Annotated in this window: 9 protein-coding genes; 3 read left to right on the top strand and 6 right to left on the bottom strand. The window is 69.8% G+C overall.

Annotation, left to right across the window (positions count from 1 at the left end):
* Positions 1-16: 16 nt before the first annotated feature.
* From fusA to rpsL, 3 genes are all read right to left on the bottom strand, one after another.
* Positions 17-2,113, bottom strand: coding sequence for an elongation factor G (gene fusA, locus E4P39_RS08665; RefSeq protein WP_135136011.1), 2,097 nt, complete (start codon positions 2,111-2,113; stop codon positions 17-19).
* 102 nt (positions 2,114-2,215) lie between these two features.
* Positions 2,216-2,686 carry a 30S ribosomal protein S7 gene (gene rpsG / locus E4P39_RS08660; protein WP_104523791.1) on the bottom strand — a complete coding sequence of 157 codons (471 nt, stop codon included), beginning with the start codon at positions 2,684-2,686 and terminating at the stop codon, positions 2,216-2,218.
* Positions 2,686-3,060 (bottom strand): 30S ribosomal protein S12, encoded by a 375-nt coding sequence (gene rpsL, locus E4P39_RS08655; RefSeq protein ID WP_135131878.1) that lies wholly within the window; start codon positions 3,058-3,060, stop codon positions 2,686-2,688. Before rpsL ends, rpsG begins: the two co-directional genes overlap by 1 nt.
* Before the next feature lie 602 nt (positions 3,061-3,662).
* Between rpsL and E4P39_RS22285 the strand changes: the two genes are divergently transcribed.
* From E4P39_RS22285 to E4P39_RS08640, 3 genes are all read left to right on the top strand, one after another.
* Positions 3,663-4,631, top strand: a complete 969-nt coding sequence (locus E4P39_RS22285; RefSeq protein ID WP_167761710.1) for a hypothetical protein — start codon at positions 3,663-3,665, stop codon at positions 4,629-4,631.
* Positions 4,632-4,691: 60 nt separating this feature from the next.
* Positions 4,692-4,907 carry a hypothetical protein gene (locus tag E4P39_RS08645; protein WP_135136010.1) on the top strand — a complete coding sequence of 72 codons (216 nt, stop codon included), beginning with the start codon at positions 4,692-4,694 and terminating at the stop codon, positions 4,905-4,907.
* Positions 4,908-4,993: 86 nt separating this feature from the next.
* Positions 4,994-6,034, top strand: a complete 1,041-nt coding sequence (locus tag E4P39_RS08640; RefSeq protein WP_135136009.1) for an LLM class F420-dependent oxidoreductase — start codon at positions 4,994-4,996, stop codon at positions 6,032-6,034.
* Between the two features lie 272 nt (positions 6,035-6,306).
* Here E4P39_RS08640 and E4P39_RS08635 read toward each other — a convergent pair whose 3' ends face one another.
* The 3 genes from E4P39_RS08635 to E4P39_RS22280 all read right to left on the bottom strand — a co-directional run.
* Positions 6,307-10,218 (bottom strand): DNA-directed RNA polymerase subunit beta', encoded by a 3,912-nt coding sequence (locus tag E4P39_RS08635; RefSeq protein ID WP_135136008.1) that lies wholly within the window; start codon positions 10,216-10,218, stop codon positions 6,307-6,309.
* Between the two features lie 85 nt (positions 10,219-10,303).
* On the bottom strand, positions 10,304-13,696 hold the full coding sequence (gene rpoB / locus E4P39_RS08630; protein WP_209306456.1) for a DNA-directed RNA polymerase subunit beta: 3,393 nt from the start codon (positions 13,694-13,696) through the stop codon (positions 10,304-10,306).
* Positions 13,697-14,193: 497 nt separating this feature from the next.
* A partial coding sequence (locus tag E4P39_RS22280) for a hypothetical protein (protein ID WP_209306441.1) occupies positions 14,194-14,857 on the bottom strand: 664 nt, incomplete at its 5' end.

Genomic DNA, 14,857 nt, shown 5'->3' with positions numbered 1-14,857 from the left:
CGCGGCCGACAGGTCGTTACTCGCCGGTCGCCTTCGCGATGATCTCCTTGGCGACGTTGGCGGGGACCTCGGCGTACGAGTCGAACACCATGGTGTAGCTCGCCCGCCCCTGGGTGCGGCTGCGCAGGTCACCCACGTAGCCGAACATCTCCGACAGCGGCACCAGGGCCTTGACGACGCGGGCGCCGGAGCGCTCGTCCATCGCCTGGATGGTTCCGCGGCGGGAGTTCAGGTCGCCGATGACGTCGCCCATGTTCTCTTCCGGGGTGACGACCTCGACGGCCATGAGCGGCTCGAGCAGGGCCGGGCTGGCCTTGCGTGCGGCCTCCTTGAAGGCGATCGAGCCGGCGATCTTGAAGGCCATCTCCGAGGAGTCGACCTCGTGGTACTGGCCGTCCAGGAGCGATGCCTTCACGCCGACCATCGGGTAGCCGGCGAGCACGCCGTACTGCATGGCGTCCTGCATGCCCTGGTCGACCGAGGGGATGTACTCGCGCGGGATGCGCCCACCGGTGACCTTGTTCTCGAACTCGTAGGTCGCCGAGTCGCCGCTCATCTCGAGCGGCTCGAGGGCGATCTGCACCTTCGCGAACTGGCCGGAGCCACCGGTCTGCTTCTTGTGGGTGTAGTCGTAGCGCTCGACGGCCTTGCGGATCGTCTCGCGGTAGGCCACCTGCGGCTTGCCGACGTTGGCCTCGACGTTGAACTCACGCCGCATGCGGTCGACCAGGATCTCCAGGTGGAGCTCACCCATGCCCGAGATGACCGTCTGACCGGTCTCCTCGTCGAGGCGGACCTGGAACGTCGGGTCCTCCTCGGCGAGCTTCTGGATGGCCGTGCCCAGCTTCTCCTGGTCGCTCTTGGTCTTCGGCTCGATGGCCACCGAGATGACCGGGGCCGGGAAGGTCATCGACTCCAGGATCACCGGCTTCTGCGGGTCGCAGAGGGTGTCACCCGTCGTCGTCTGCTTCATGCCGTTGACGGCGACGATCTCGCCGGCGCCGACGCCGCCGCGCTCCTCGCGCTTGTTGGCGTGCATCTGGTAGATCTTGCCGACCCGCTCCTTGCGGTCCTTGGTGCTGTTCAGCACCGGGGACCCGGCGTCCAGCTTGCCGGAGTACACGCGGATGTAGGTCAGCTTGCCCAGGTGCTGGTCGGTCTGGATCTTGAACGCCAGGGCGGAGAACGGCTCGCTCTCGTCGGCGTGCCGGAGGACCTCGGTCTCGCCGTCCAGGGCCGTGCCGACGATCGCCTCGATGTCGAGCGGACTGGGCAGGTAGTCGGTGACCGCGTCGAGCATGGGCTGGACGCCCTTGTTCTTGAACGCGGAACCGGTGACGACCGGGTTGACCTGACCGGCGATCGTGGCCTTGCGGATGGCGGCCTTGATCGTCTCGACCGAGACCTCCTCGCCCGCGAGGTAGGCCTCCATGATCGCGTCGTCGTTCTCGGCGACGCCCTCGAGGAGCTTCTCGCGGTACTCCGCGGCCTGCTCGGCGAGCTCGGCCGGGATGTCCTCGATGGCGTAGTCCTCACCGAGCTTGGTCTCGCCGCGCCAGGTCAGGGCCTTCATCTGGACCAGGTCGACCACACCGATGAAGTCACCCTCGGCGCCGATCGGGATCTGCAGCACCAGCGGGTTGGCGTTCAGCCGCTCGATCATCATGTCGACGCACCGGAAGAAGTTGGCACCGGTGCGGTCGAGCTTGTTGACGAAGCACATGCGCGGGACGCCGTACTTCTCGGCCTGGCGCCAGACCTGCTCGGTCTGCGGCTCGACACCGGCGACGCCGTCGTAGACGGCTACCGCTCCGTCGAGCACGCGGAGCGACCGCTCCACCTCGACCGTGAAGTCGACGTGTCCGGGGGTGTCGATGATGTTGATGTCGAAGCCGTTCCAGGAGCACTTCGTCGCGGCCGACGTGATGGTGATGCCGCGCTCCTGCTCCTGCTCCATCCAGTCCATCGTGGCCGCGCCGTCGTGGACCTCACCGATCTTGTAGTTGATACCGGTGTAGAAGAGGATGCGCTCCGTCGTCGTGGTCTTGCCGGCGTCGATGTGCGCCATGATCCCGATGTTGCGGGTCTTGGCGAGCTGGGCCATGTCGGCCATCTCTTACTCCTCTTCGTTCGGGTCCGCGTGCGGGTTCCGGGGCTACGACCTGTTGGAAGCGCCCCGGGCTTCCCGCGGGCAGCGGGTGCAGGTGAACGGACGTCACCAGCGGTAGTGCGCGAAGGCCTTGTTCGACTCGGCCATCTTGTGGGTGTCCTCGCGGCGCTTCACGGCGGCACCGAGGCCGTTGCTGGCGTCGAGGAGCTCGTTCATGAGGCGCTCGGTCATCGTCTTCTCGCGACGGGCCCGGCTGTACTGGATCAGCCAGCGGAGGCCGAGCGTGGTGCTGCGCGAGGCGCGGACCTCGACCGGGACCTGGTAGGTCGCACCACCGACGCGGCGGCTGCGGACCTCGAGGGCCGGCTTGACGTTGTCCAGCGCGCGCTTGAGCGTGACGACCGGGTCGGTGTCGCTCTTGGCGCGGGCACCCTCGAGGGCGCCGTAGACGATCGCCTCGGCGACCGAACGCTTGCCGTCGACCAGCACCTTGTTCACCAGCTGGGTGACCAGCGGCGACTGGTAGACCGGGTCGGCGATCAGCGGTCGCTTCGGGGCGGGGCCCTTGCGCGGCATTAGCTCTTCTCCTTCTTGGCGCCGTACTTGCTACGGGCCTGCTTGCGGTTGCGGACGCCCTGGGTGTCCAGCGAACCGCGGATGATCTTGTAACGCACGCCGGGGAGGTCCTTCACCCGGCCGCCGCGCACGAGCACCATGGAGTGCTCCTGCAGGTTGTGTCCGACGCCCGGGATGTAGGCGGTCACCTCGATGCCACTGGTGAGGCGGACGCGAGCGACCTTGCGCAGCGCCGAGTTCGGCTTCTTCGGCGTCGTCGTGTAGACGCGCGTGCAGACTCCGCGACGCTGGGGCGAACCCTTCAGCGCCGGGGTCTTGGTCTTCTCGACCTTGTCCTCGCGGCCCTTGCGGACCAGCTGGTTGATCGTGGGCATGGGTGGCCTTGATCTCCTACCTGCGCTGGGTCGTGCTGCTGACGTATTGGTTCTGCCTGGTCGTGCGCTCGTGCTGTGGTGCTGGGTGCCGGCCCGACGAGGAGCCCTTCCGGATCAGGCCGTCCACCACCGTCCGACCCCCGCGGTCGGGCGTGTCGCCCTTCCCGGGGCCGGCCGATGAGATTCGGACCGGACTCCGTCGCCCCTCGCGACTCGGCGCCGCCGCCTTCCGGCTGTGAACCGGGAGGCGGTCCCCGGCAACCGGAAGGTCACCCAGGCGCACCGCGAACGGGAGCAGGCCCAGGCACCCTGGGCACAGCAGCCCACAGTACCCGCGCCCCGGAGACCGGTCAAAACCGGGTCCCCATGCTCTTGGACACAGGCCTGCGATCGCCCACCGGGGCGGACGACACCCGGGGCAACGGCGCCCGGGACCGGCCTCTTCCCGGCTGCGCACCGCCGCCCGGGGAGGACCCGGCAGCGGCTGCGACGGTACCTCGCGGACGCCGCCGCGGGGCGGCGCAGCGCGCCGCTGTCCCGAAATCGTCCGGGGTCCCGCTTACCGTCGTTCCGACCGCCCGTTCCCGACCCCGGAGGACCTCGTGCAGCCTGATTCCGCCCGTGAGCTCAAGGCCCGCATCCTGGCGGCCGTCGAGGCAGAGCTTCCGGCCGCGCAGGCCTCCGACTACGACCCCCGGGACCGGCGGCCGCAGATCGCCGTCGGGCTGGCCCCGGCCGGGGACGGCCGGGCTCGCGTCGCCGTCCGGCTGGAGGAAGAGGCGGATCGTGCGCTCCTGCCCGACCTGGGCCGGGCGGCCGAGGCCCAGATCGACATCCGGGTCATCGGCCGGGTGCGCGCGCTCTCCTCCCCCGCGCCGGACGACCTGCAGCGCCGGGTCCGCCCCCTGCGCCCGGGGCTGTCCGTGGCCCACCTCGACGTCACCGCCGGCACGCTCGGCGGGTTCGTACGCGTGGGCGGGAGGCCGGCGATCCTCTCCAACAACCACGTGCTGGCGGCCAGCGGCGCCGCACGGATCGGGGATCCCGTCGTCCAGCCCGGACCGGCCGACGGCGGAACAGCGGCGGACCGCGTGGCCACGCTGAGCGCGTTCGAGGGCCTGACCGCGGCCCGCGCCAACCTGGTGGACGCCGCCGTCGCGACGCTCGACCCGGGCGTGGCGGCCGAACCGGGCGACCTGCCCGGCGGTCCCCTGGCCGGCCCGATCCCGGGCAGCCTCGACATCGAGCCCGACGAGCTCGTCGAGAAGGTGGGCCGGACGACCGGGCACACGCACGGCCGGGTCACCGCGGTGGAGGTGGACGGGGTGGCGGTCGAGTACGACGGCGGCATCTACCGCTTCGACGACCAGATCGAGATCGCCGGCCGGGCGGGGGCGTTCAGCCAGGGCGGCGACAGCGGCTCGGTCATCTGGCGCAGCCGGGACCGCGCGCCGCTCTGCCTGCTCTTCGCGGGCAGCTCCACCGGCGGCGACGGTGGAGCCGGGGTCACCTTCGCCAGCCCCTTGTCGACGGTGCTGGCCGTCCTCGGCGCCGAGTGGGTGGTCGACTGAATTCCCCCGGCCGGGGGCCGGGAGCTGTGCTCGCAGGCACAACAGGGGCACCATGGCCGGATGACCGATCGAACTGCCGCCCGCGCGGCCAGGAGTGCGCTGGCCTTCCGGCTCGCCGCTGAGCCCGGCGTTCTCGGGATCGGCCTGGCCCGCCGGGAGAGCGGCTACGTGGTCAAGGTCGACCTGGCCGACGCCGCGGCGGCCGCACGGGTGCCGCAGGACGTCGACGGCGTCCGCGTGGTGACGGAGGTCGTGGGCGCCGTCCGCGCGCTCTGACCACCCCCGTCGCGGACGGGCCTCGGCGCGCGGCCGATAGCGTGCCCGTGGCGCCAACGGTGGTGCCGCGACCCCGAGGAGCGGACGTGCGCATCGGCATCCAGGCGAGCTACAGCGGTGGGTTCAAGGAGACCGCGTCGGAGATCCGCGATCTGGAGTCCGCCGGGCTCGACGTAGCGATGATGGCGGAGGTCTACACCTTCGACGCCGTGAGTCAGCTCGGCTACCTGGCCGCCGTGACCGAGCGGGTCGAGCTGATGAGCGCGATCCTGCCCATCTACAGCCGCACTCCCGCGCTGACCGCCATGACCGCCGCCGGGCTCGACTTCGTCTCCGACGGCCGGTTCACCCTGGGCCTCGGCGCCTCCGGACCACAGGTGATCGAGGGCTGGCACGGCGTCCCGTACGACGCCCCGCTCCAGCGCACCCGCGAGGTCGTGGAGATCTGCCGCCAGGTCTGGCGCCGCGAGCGGCTGGAGCACGCGGGCAAGAAGTACACGATCCCGCTGCCGCCGGAGCAGGGCACCGGGCTCGGCAAGCCGCTGAAGCTGATCAACACCCCGTTGCGGTCGGACATCCCGATCCTGCTGGCCGCGCTGGGCCCGAAGAACGTGGAGCTGGCGGCCGAGATCGCCGAGATCTGGGAGCCGATCTGGTTCCACCCCGAGCGGGCGGCCGACGTCTGGGGCGAATCGCTGGCGGCCGGCAGAGCGAGGCGGGACCCGTCCCTGGGTGAGCTGCAGGTGCTCGTGGGCGTCCCGGTCGCCATCGGTGACGACGTCGACGCCCTGCACGACCAGGTCCGGCCGGCGCTGGCCCTCTACGTCGGCGGCATGGGCGCCCGCGGCAAGAACTTCTACAACGACCTCGCCGTCCGGTACGGCTTCGAGGCCGAGGCGAAGACGGTGCAGGACCTCTACCTGGACGGGAAGAAGGACGAGGCCGCGGCGGCGCTGCCCGACGAGCTCGTCCGCGCCGTCTCGCTGATCGGCCCCGAGTCCTACGTCGCCGAGCGGATCGCCGCGTTCGCCGAGGCCGGCGTCACCACGCTCGCCGTCCAGCCGATGGACGGCAGCCGCGAGGCCCGCCTGAAGACGGTGGAGACGATGAAGAGGCTGGGCGGCTGACGGCGGCACTCCCCCGCCGGCCACGAGAGCCGCCGTACGACCGCGAGAGCCGCCCTGCAGCGCGGCCCTCGCGCTTGCGGGGCGGCTCTCGCTGGGGTGCTCTGTCGCGCCGAGTGGGGCCAGAAGGGTCCAGAAGCAGCGGTGACGCAGCGGCTCCGCTCAGCAGGGGACGGCACCTGGACGCGGTGCGGTCCGGAGGACCGCGGTGTCATTGCGACAGGGCCCCGTAGGTCGATGACCTACGGGGCCCTGTCGTCACTGCCTACGGGAGATCAGCCCCGCCAGTCGTACTCCTCGAGGCGCACGGCCTCGCCGGAGCCCTGACCGAAGACGTCCGGGCTGTAGTACTGCCCGTCGTCGTAGCCGGCCATCGTGTAGACGGCGGCCCGCGCCTCCTCGGTCGGCTCGACCGTGATGTTGCGGTAGCGGCTGATGCCCGTACCTGCCGGGATCAGCTTGCCGATGATCACGTTCTCCTTGAGGCCGAGCAGGCTGTCGCTCTTCCCCTGGATGGCCGCGTCGGTGAGCACCTTGGTCGTCTCCTGGAAGGAGGCGGCCGACAGCCACGACTCGGTCGCGAGCGAGGCCTTCGTGATGCCCATGAGGACCGGACGGGCCGAGGCCGGCTCGCCGCCCTCGGCGACGACACGGCGGTTCTCGGTCTCGAACAGCGTCCGCTCGACGAGCGCGCCCGGCAGGAACTCCGTGGCGCCCGAGTCGATGATGGTCACCCGCTTCAGCATCTGGCGGATGATCACCTCGATGTGCTTGTCGTGGATCGACACGCCCTGGCTGCGGTAGACCTCCTGGACCTCGCGAACGAGGTGCAGCTGCACCTCGCGCGGGCCCATGATCCGCAGCACCTCGTGCGGGTCGACCGCACCCTCGGTGAGCTGCTCGCCGACCTCGACGTGGGCGCCGTCCTCGACCCGCAGCCGCGAGCGACGCGACAGCTTGTCGTAGACGACCTCGTCGGAGCCGTCGTCCGGAGTGATGGTCAGCTTGCGGAACTGCTCGCTGTCCTCGATCCGGACGGTGCCCGCCAGCTCGGCGATCGGGGCCTTGCCCTTGGGGACGCGGGCCTCGAAGAGCTCCACCACACGCGGCAGACCGTGCGTGATGTCGGCACCGGCCACACCACCGGTGTGGAAGGTGCGCATCGTCAGCTGCGTGCCGGGCTCGCCGATCGACTGGGCGGCGATGATGCCGACCGCCTCGCCGACGTCCACGAGCTTGCCGGACGCGAGCGACCGGCCGTAGCAGGTAGCGCAGGTGCCGAGCAGCGACTCACAGGTGAGCACGCAGCGGACCTTCACCTCGGACACGCCGGCGTCGATCAGCGCCGCGATGAGCACGTCGCCGAGGTCGGACCCGGCCGTCGCGATGACGGTCTTCCCGTCCTCGGCCACCACGTCGGCGGCCAGGGCACGGGCGTAGACACCGGTCTCGACGTGCGGGTCACGGGTGACCGAGCCACCGTCGAGGACCGTCCCGATCGGCATGACGACGCCACGCTCGGTGCCGCAGTCCTCCTCGCGGATGATGACGTCCTGCGAGACGTCGACCAGCCGGCGGGTGAGGTAACCGGAGTCGGCGGTCCGCAGCGCGGTGTCGGCCAGGCCCTTGCGGGCGCCGTGCGTGGAGATGAAGTACTCCAGCACGGACAGACCCTCGCGGAAGTTGGCCTTGATCGGCCGCGGGATGATCTCGCCCTTGGGGTTGGCGACCAGACCACGCATACCGGCGATCTGGCTGATCTGCATCATGTTGCCTCGGGCGCCCGAGTTGACCATGACCCACACCGGGTTCGTGGTGGGGAAGTTGTCCACCATCGCCTGGCTGACCTCGGCGCGAGCCCGCGTCCAGATCTCGATGAGCTCGCCACGACGCTCGGTGTCGGTGATGACACCGCGCTCGTACTGCTTCTCGATCTTGGCGGCCTCGTCCTCGTGCCGGTCCAGGATCGCCTGCTTCGACGGCGGGGTGACGACGTCGTCGATGGCGATCGTGATCCCGGCGCGGGTCGCCCAGTGGAACCCGGCCGACTTCAGCGCGTCCAGCGTCGCCGCGACCTGCACCTTGGGGTAGCGCTCGGCGAGGTCGTTGACGATCGCCCCGAGCTCCTTCTTCGGCACCTGGTAGTTGACGAAGCGGTAGTCCTCGGGGAGCGCCTCGTTGAAGAGCACCCGGCCCAGGCTGGTGAGCACGCGGGCGGGGGCGCCCGGCGTCCAGTCCTCCGGCTGCTCCCACGCGTCGTTCACCGAGCCGTTGTCGACGCCGAAGACCTCGTCGAGACGGATCCAGGCCCGCTCCTGCAGCCCGAGCGCACCCTTGTCGTAGGCCATGATCGCCTCGGCCGACGAGGAGTACGCGTGCGGCTGGCCACCGTCGGCCTCGGCCGGCGAGGCCACGAGGGTCGTCAGGTGGTACAGGCCCAGCACCATGTCCTGGGTCGGCGCGGTGATCGGGCGACCATCGGCCGGGCTCAGGATGTTGTTGCTGGACAGCATCAGGATCCGGGCCTCGGCCTGGGCCTCGGCCGACAGCGGCAGGTGCACCGCCATCTGGTCACCGTCGAAGTCCGCGTTGAACGCGGTGCAGACGAGCGGGTGGATCTGGATGGCCTTGCCCTCGACCAGCTGGGGCTCGAAGGCCTGGATGCCGAGTCGGTGCAGCGTCGGCGCCCGGTTGAGCAGCACCGGGTGCTCGGTGATGACCTCTTCCAGCACGTCCCAGACGACCGGCCGCGCGCGCTCCACCATCCGCTTGGCGGACTTGATGTTCTGCGCGTGGTTGAGGTCGACGAGCCGCTTCATGACGAAGGGCTTGAACAGCTCGAGCGCCATCTGCTTGGGCAGACCGCACTGGTGCAGCTTCAGCTGCGGGCCGACGACGATGACCGAACGGCCGGAGTAGTCGACGCGCTTGCCGAGCAGGTTCTGGCGGAACCGGCCCTGCTTGCCCTTGAGCAGGTCGCTCAGGGACTTCAGGGGACGGTTGCCCGGACCGGTGACCGGCCGGCCACGGCGCCCGTTGTCGAACAGCGCGTCCACGGACTCCTGGAGCATCCGCTTCTCGTTGTTCACGATGATCTCGGGGGCGCCGAGGTCCAGCAGGCGCTTCAGCCGGTTGTTCCGGTTGATCACGCGGCGGTACAGGTCGTTCATGTCGCTGGTCGCGAAGCGGCCACCGTCGAGCTGCACCATCGGGCGCAGGTCCGGCGGGATGACCGGGACGCAGTCCAGCACCATGCCCATGGGCGAGTTGCGGGTCTGCAGGAACGCCGCGACGACCTTCAGTCGCTTGAGGGCCCGCAGCTTGCGCTGGCCCTTGCCGCTGCGGATGGTCTCGCGCAGCGAGACGGCCTCGGCGTCGAGGTCGAAGTCGGCGAGCAGCTTCTGCAGCGCCGCGGCACCCATGCCGCCCTCGAAGTACTCACCGAAGCGGTCGCGCAGCTCGCGGTAGAGGCCCTCGTCGGAGATGAGCTGCTTGACCTCCAGCTTGCGGAAGGTGTCGAGCACCTCCTCGAGGCGGTCGATCTCCCGCTGGGAGCGGTCGCGGAGCTGGCGCATCTCGCGCTCGCCGCCCTCACGCACCTTGCGGCGGACGTCGGACTTGGCGCCCTCCGCCTCGAGCTCGGCGAGGTCGGTCTCCAGCTTCTGCTGGCGCGCCTCGACGGTGGCGTCGCGCTGCCCCTCGAGGTTCGACTTCTCGGCGCTGATCTCGGCCTCGATGGTCGGGAGGTCGCGGTGCCGCGCCTCGTCGTCCACCGTGGTGATCAGGTAGGCCGCGAAGTAGATGATCTTCTCGAGGTCCTTGGGCGCCAGGTCGAGCAGGTAGCCCAGGCGCGAGGGAACACCCTTGAAGAACCAGATGTGGGTGACCGGCGCGGCCAGCTCGATGTGGCCCATCCGCTCACGGCGCACCTTGGCGCGGGTGACCTCGACGCCGCAGCGCTCGCAGATGATGCCCTTGAACCGGACGCGCTTGTACTTGCCGCAGTAGCACTCCCAGTCCCGGGTGGGACCGAAGATCTTCTCGCAGAAGAGGCCATCCTTCTCCGGACGCAGCGTCCGGTAGTTGATGGTCTCGGGCTTCTTCACCTCACCGTGCGACCACTGGCGGATGTCGTCGCCAGTGGCAAGGCCGATGCGCAACTCATCGAAGAAGTTGACGTCGAGCAACGTGATGACCCCTTTCCGGGGCTAGTTCTTCTCTTATGTCCAAGTGGGTGGGTGCCGGCCGGCCCGAAGGCCGGCCGGCTACCGATCAGACGTCCTCGACGCTGGAGGGCTCGCGACGGGACAGGTCGATGCCCAGCTCCTCGGCGGCCCGGAACACCTCGTCGTCGGTGTCGCGCAGCTCGATCGCCTGGCCGTCGCCGGAGAGGACCTCCACGTTCAGGCAGAGCGACTGCAGCTCCTTGAGCAACACCTTGAACGACTCCGGGATGCCCGGCTCGGGGATGTTCTCGCCCTTGACGATCGCCTCGTAGACCTTGACGCGACCCAGGATGTCGTCGGACTTGATGGTGAGCAGCTCCTGCAGCGCGTACGCGGCGCCGTAGGCCTGCATCGCCCAGCACTCCATCTCACCGAAGCGCTGACCACCGAACTGCGCCTTACCACCCAGCGGCTGCTGCGTGATCATCGAGTACGGGCCGGTCGAGCGGGCGTGGATCTTGTCGTCGACCAGGTGCAGCAGCTTCAGGATGTAGACGTAGCCCACCGAGATCGGCTCGGGGAAGGGCTCCCCGGAGCGGCCGTCGAACAGCCGTGCCTTGCCGGTCGGCTCGACCATCCGGTCGCCGTCGCGGTTCGGCGTAGTCGAGCCGAGGAGGCCGATGATCTCGTCCTCCTTGGCGCCGTCGAACACCGGCGTCGCCGTCCGCGTGCCCGGGCCCGCCGACTTGGCGCCCTCGGGCAGGTTGGCCGCCCACTCGGGGGTGCCCTCGACCTGCCAGCCCTGCTTGGCGACCCACCCGAGGTGGGTCTCCAGCACCTGGCCGACGTTCATGCGGCCGGGCACGCCGAGCGGGTTGAGGACGATGTCGACCGGGGTGCCGTCCTGCAGGAAGGGCATGTCCTCCTGCGGCAGGATCTTCGCGATGACGCCCTTGTTGCCGTGGCGTCCGGCGAGCTTGTCGCCGTCGGAGATCTTGCGCATCTGGGCGACGTAGACCCGGATCAGCTCGTTGACGCCGGCCGGCAGCTCGTCGCCGTCCTCGCGCGAGAACACGCGGACGCCGATGACCTTGCCGGACTCGCCGTGCTTGACCTTGAGCGACGTGTCGCGGACCTCGCGCGCCTTCTCACCGAAGATCGCGCGGAGCAGCCGCTCCTCGGGGGTCAGCTCGGTCTCGCCCTTGGGCGTGACCTTGCCGACGAGGATGTCGCCGGGGACGACCTCGGCACCGATGCGGATGATGCCGCGCTCGTCGAGGTCGGCGAGGACCTCCTCGGAGACGTTCGGGATGTCCCGGGTGATCTCCTCGGCGCCGAGCTTGGTGTCGCGGGCGTCGACCTCGAACTCCTCGATGTGGATCGAGGACAGGACGTCGTCCTGCACGAGGCGCTGCGACAGGATGATCGCGTCCTCGTAGTTGTGGCCCTCCCACGGCATGAAGGCGACGAGCAGGTTCTTGCCCAGCGCCATCTCACCCTGGTCGGTGCACGGCCCGTCGGCGATGACCTGGCCGACCTCGACCCGCTGACCCTCGTCGACGACGGGGCTCTGGTTGATCGAGGTGCCCTGGTTCGAGCGACGGAACTTCAGCAGCCGGTAGGTCTGCCGGGTGCCGTCGTCGGCCATGACCGTGACGTAGTCGGCGGTGGAGTCCTCGACCACACCGGCCTTCTCCGCCACGACGACGTCGCCGGCGTCGACCGCGGCCCGCAGCTCCATGCCGGTGCCGACCAGCGGGGCCTCGCTGCGCAGCAGCGGCACCGCCTGCCGCTGCATGTTGGCGCCCATGAGCGCGCGGTTGGCGTCGTCGTGCTCGAGGAACGGGATCATCGCGGTGGCGACCGAGGTCATCTGCCGCGGTGAGACGTCCATGTAGTCGACGTTCTCGGGCACCAGGTAGTCGACCTCGCCACCCTTGGTGCGGACCAGGACCCGCTCCTCGGCGAAGCGGCCCTGCGCGTCCAGCGGCGAGTTGGCCTGCGCGACGACGAAGCGGTCCTCCTCGTCGGCGGTCAGGTAGTGGATGTCCGTGGTGACGGTGCCGTTCTCGACCCGGCGGTACGGGGTCTCGATGAAGCCGAACGGGTTGACCCGCGCGAACGCCGACAGCGAACCGATCAGGCCGATGTTCGGGCCTTCCGGCGTCTCGATCGGGCACATCCGGCCGTAGTGGCTGGGGTGCACGTCGCGGACCTCCATGCCGGCCCGCTCACGCGACAGACCGCCCGGGCCCAGCGCCGACAGGCGGCGCTTGTGGGTCAGGCCCGCGAGCGGGTTGGTCTGGTCCATGAACTGGGACAGCTGGCTGGTGCCGAAGAACTCCTTGATGGAGGCGACGACCGGCCGGATGTTGATCAGGGTCTGCGGCGTGATCGCCTCGACGTCCTGGGTCGTCATCCGCTCGCGGACGACGCGCTCCATGCGGGAGAGGCCGACCCGGATCTGGTTCTGGATCAGCTCGCCGACGGTGCGCAGGCGACGGTTGCCGAAGTGGTCGATGTCGTCGGTGCCGTGCTCGGGCTCGCCGGCGTGGAGACGCACGACGTACTCGATGGTGGCGACGATGTCGTCCTCGGTCAGCGTGCTGGTGCTCTGCGGCACGGAGACGCCGAGCTTCTTGTTCACCTTGTAGCGGCCGACCTTGGCGAGGTCGTAGCGCTTCGGGTTGAAGAAGAGGTTCTCCAGCAGCGCCTGGGCGGACTCGCGCGTCGGCGGCTCGCCCGGACGCAGCTTGCGGTAGATGTCGAGCAGTGCCTCGTCCTGGCCGGCGATGTGGTCCTTCTCGAGCGTGGCCAGCACCGTGGGCGACCACTGGAAGTGCTCGCGGATGCGGTCCTCGGTCCAGCCCAGGGCCTTGAGCAGGACGGTGACCGGCTGGCGGCGCTTGCGGTCGATGCGGACGCCGACGGTGTCGCGCTTGTCGACGTCGAACTCCAGCCATGCACCGCGGCTGGGGATCACCTTGGCGCTGAAGACGTCCTTGTCCGACGTCTTGTCCAGGGCCCGGTCGAAGTAGACGCCGGGGCTGCGGACGAGCTGGGAGACGACGACGCGCTCGGTCCCGTTGATGACGAACGTGCCCTTGTTCGTCATGATCGGGAAGTCGCCCATGAACACCGTCTGGCTCTTGATCTCGCCGGTGGTGTTGTTCATGAACTCGGCGGTGACGAACAGCGGCGCCGCGTAGGTCATGTCCTTGTCCTTGCACTCCTCGAGGGACGCCTTGACGTCCTCGAAGCGCGGGTTGGAGAAGGACAGCGACATCGAGCCGCTGAAGTCCTCGATCGGGGAGATCTCCTCGAGGATCTCGGCGAGACCGCCGACGGAGTCGGCCTGCTCGTCGGGAGCGAGGGTGGCCCGCCACTCGGGGCTGCCGATCAGCCAGTCGAACGATGCGGTCTGCAGGGCCAGCAGATCGGGGACCTCGAGAGGCTCCTGGATCTTGGCGAAGGAGACGCGGAGCGGAGCGCCGGGGATCTTCTGCTGGTCGGCCTCACCGGTCCGGGTGCCGGACTGGGGCTGCTGCGGGGTGGTGCGGGTGGTGCCGGATTCGGTGGTGCTGGGGTTGATACTGGTGGGGCGAGAGCCTGCCAAGATGCGTCCTTCCAAGGACCTCACGACGTGCGGGCGGGACTGTGCGGGGTCGTCGTCGGTAAATGGCGGAGCTGTCCACCTGATCTGTCCGACGTTCCGGAGGGGTCCGATCACGAGGTGAACGGGACTGATCCCGGGCACCCCTGGTGACCCGTCTCGGCGGGCAGGCAGTCAGAGGGCAGCGCAACAGGAAACCCTACCCGTGCTCACGGGCGCTGTCCACGTCGGGGGCGCAGGTGCGACCGGCGCCACATCCCGGGGACCGGCGGTCGTGCGAGCGCGGATGCCAGGCAGGTGCGGGGCCCATGATGCCAGCCGACGGTCCCCGGGGGGAATGCCACGCCGCGGCGGGGCGGGCGGGATCGGCAGTGCCCGCGGGATCAACTGGTCGTGAGCAGGGTGAGCTCGTTGATCTTCCACTCCCCGTCGACCTGGATCACACCCACCTGGACCGTCTGGGTGCAGGACTGGGCACCCTCCGGGCTCACCTCGCACTCGGACCCCTCGGGTGCGGGTTCCTGGCCCGTGGTGGCCGACTGCACGACGTACCTGCCGAACACCACGAGAGTGGCGGTGTCCTGCGCGTCGTTGATCCGCTGCAGGCCGACGTCGACGACCTCGTAGCTGGTGGTCGCGGAGACCTGCTCGTAGGTGTCGAGGATCCCGCCCTGGGCCAGGTCGGTCTCGTACTGCTCCCGCAGCTCACCGGTGAGCACGTCGAGCTTGCGATCGACGCTGCCCTCGGAGTCGCGGTAGTCGTAGGCGTAGAGCGCCTGGACGCCGCTGCGGGTGGCGGTGAGGACGGACGTGTCGACATGGCTCGGGTTCAGCCGCTGCCAGAGGAGCAGACCCGCGCCGGCCGCGGCCAGGACGCACAGCAGCGCGAGCACCAGGGCGAGTGCGGAGACGCGTCGGCCGGTCCGTGCCGACGGCGCTCCCGCCGAGACCTTCGCCCGGGAACCGGCGGCGTCCCGGCCGGCGGCGTCCCGGCCGGCGGCGGACCGGGCGGGGGCGGGCCGGGCAGCGCCGGCGACCGGAGAGATC

It is taken from the genome of Blastococcus sp. CT_GayMR19, from assembly GCF_004570385.1.
GTDB lineage: Bacteria > Actinomycetota > Actinomycetes > Mycobacteriales > Geodermatophilaceae > Blastococcus_B.
This window is presented reverse-complemented; position numbering and strand designations above follow the sequence as displayed.

What these genes read in the sequence shown, in the direction of transcription:
- fusA (WP_135136011.1), bottom strand. Translation starts at nt 2,113, where the DNA reads ATGGCCGACATGGCCCAGCTCGCCAAGACCCGCAACATCGGGATCATG.
- rpsG (WP_104523791.1), bottom strand. Translation starts at nt 2,686, where the DNA reads ATGCCGCGCAAGGGCCCCGCCCCGAAGCGACCGCTGATCGCCGACCCG.
- rpsL (WP_135131878.1), bottom strand. Translation starts at nt 3,060, where the DNA reads ATGCCCACGATCAACCAGCTGGTCCGCAAGGGCCGCGAGGACAAGGTC.
- E4P39_RS08645 (WP_135136010.1), top strand. Translation starts at nt 4,692, where the DNA reads ATGACCGATCGAACTGCCGCCCGCGCGGCCAGGAGTGCGCTGGCCTTC.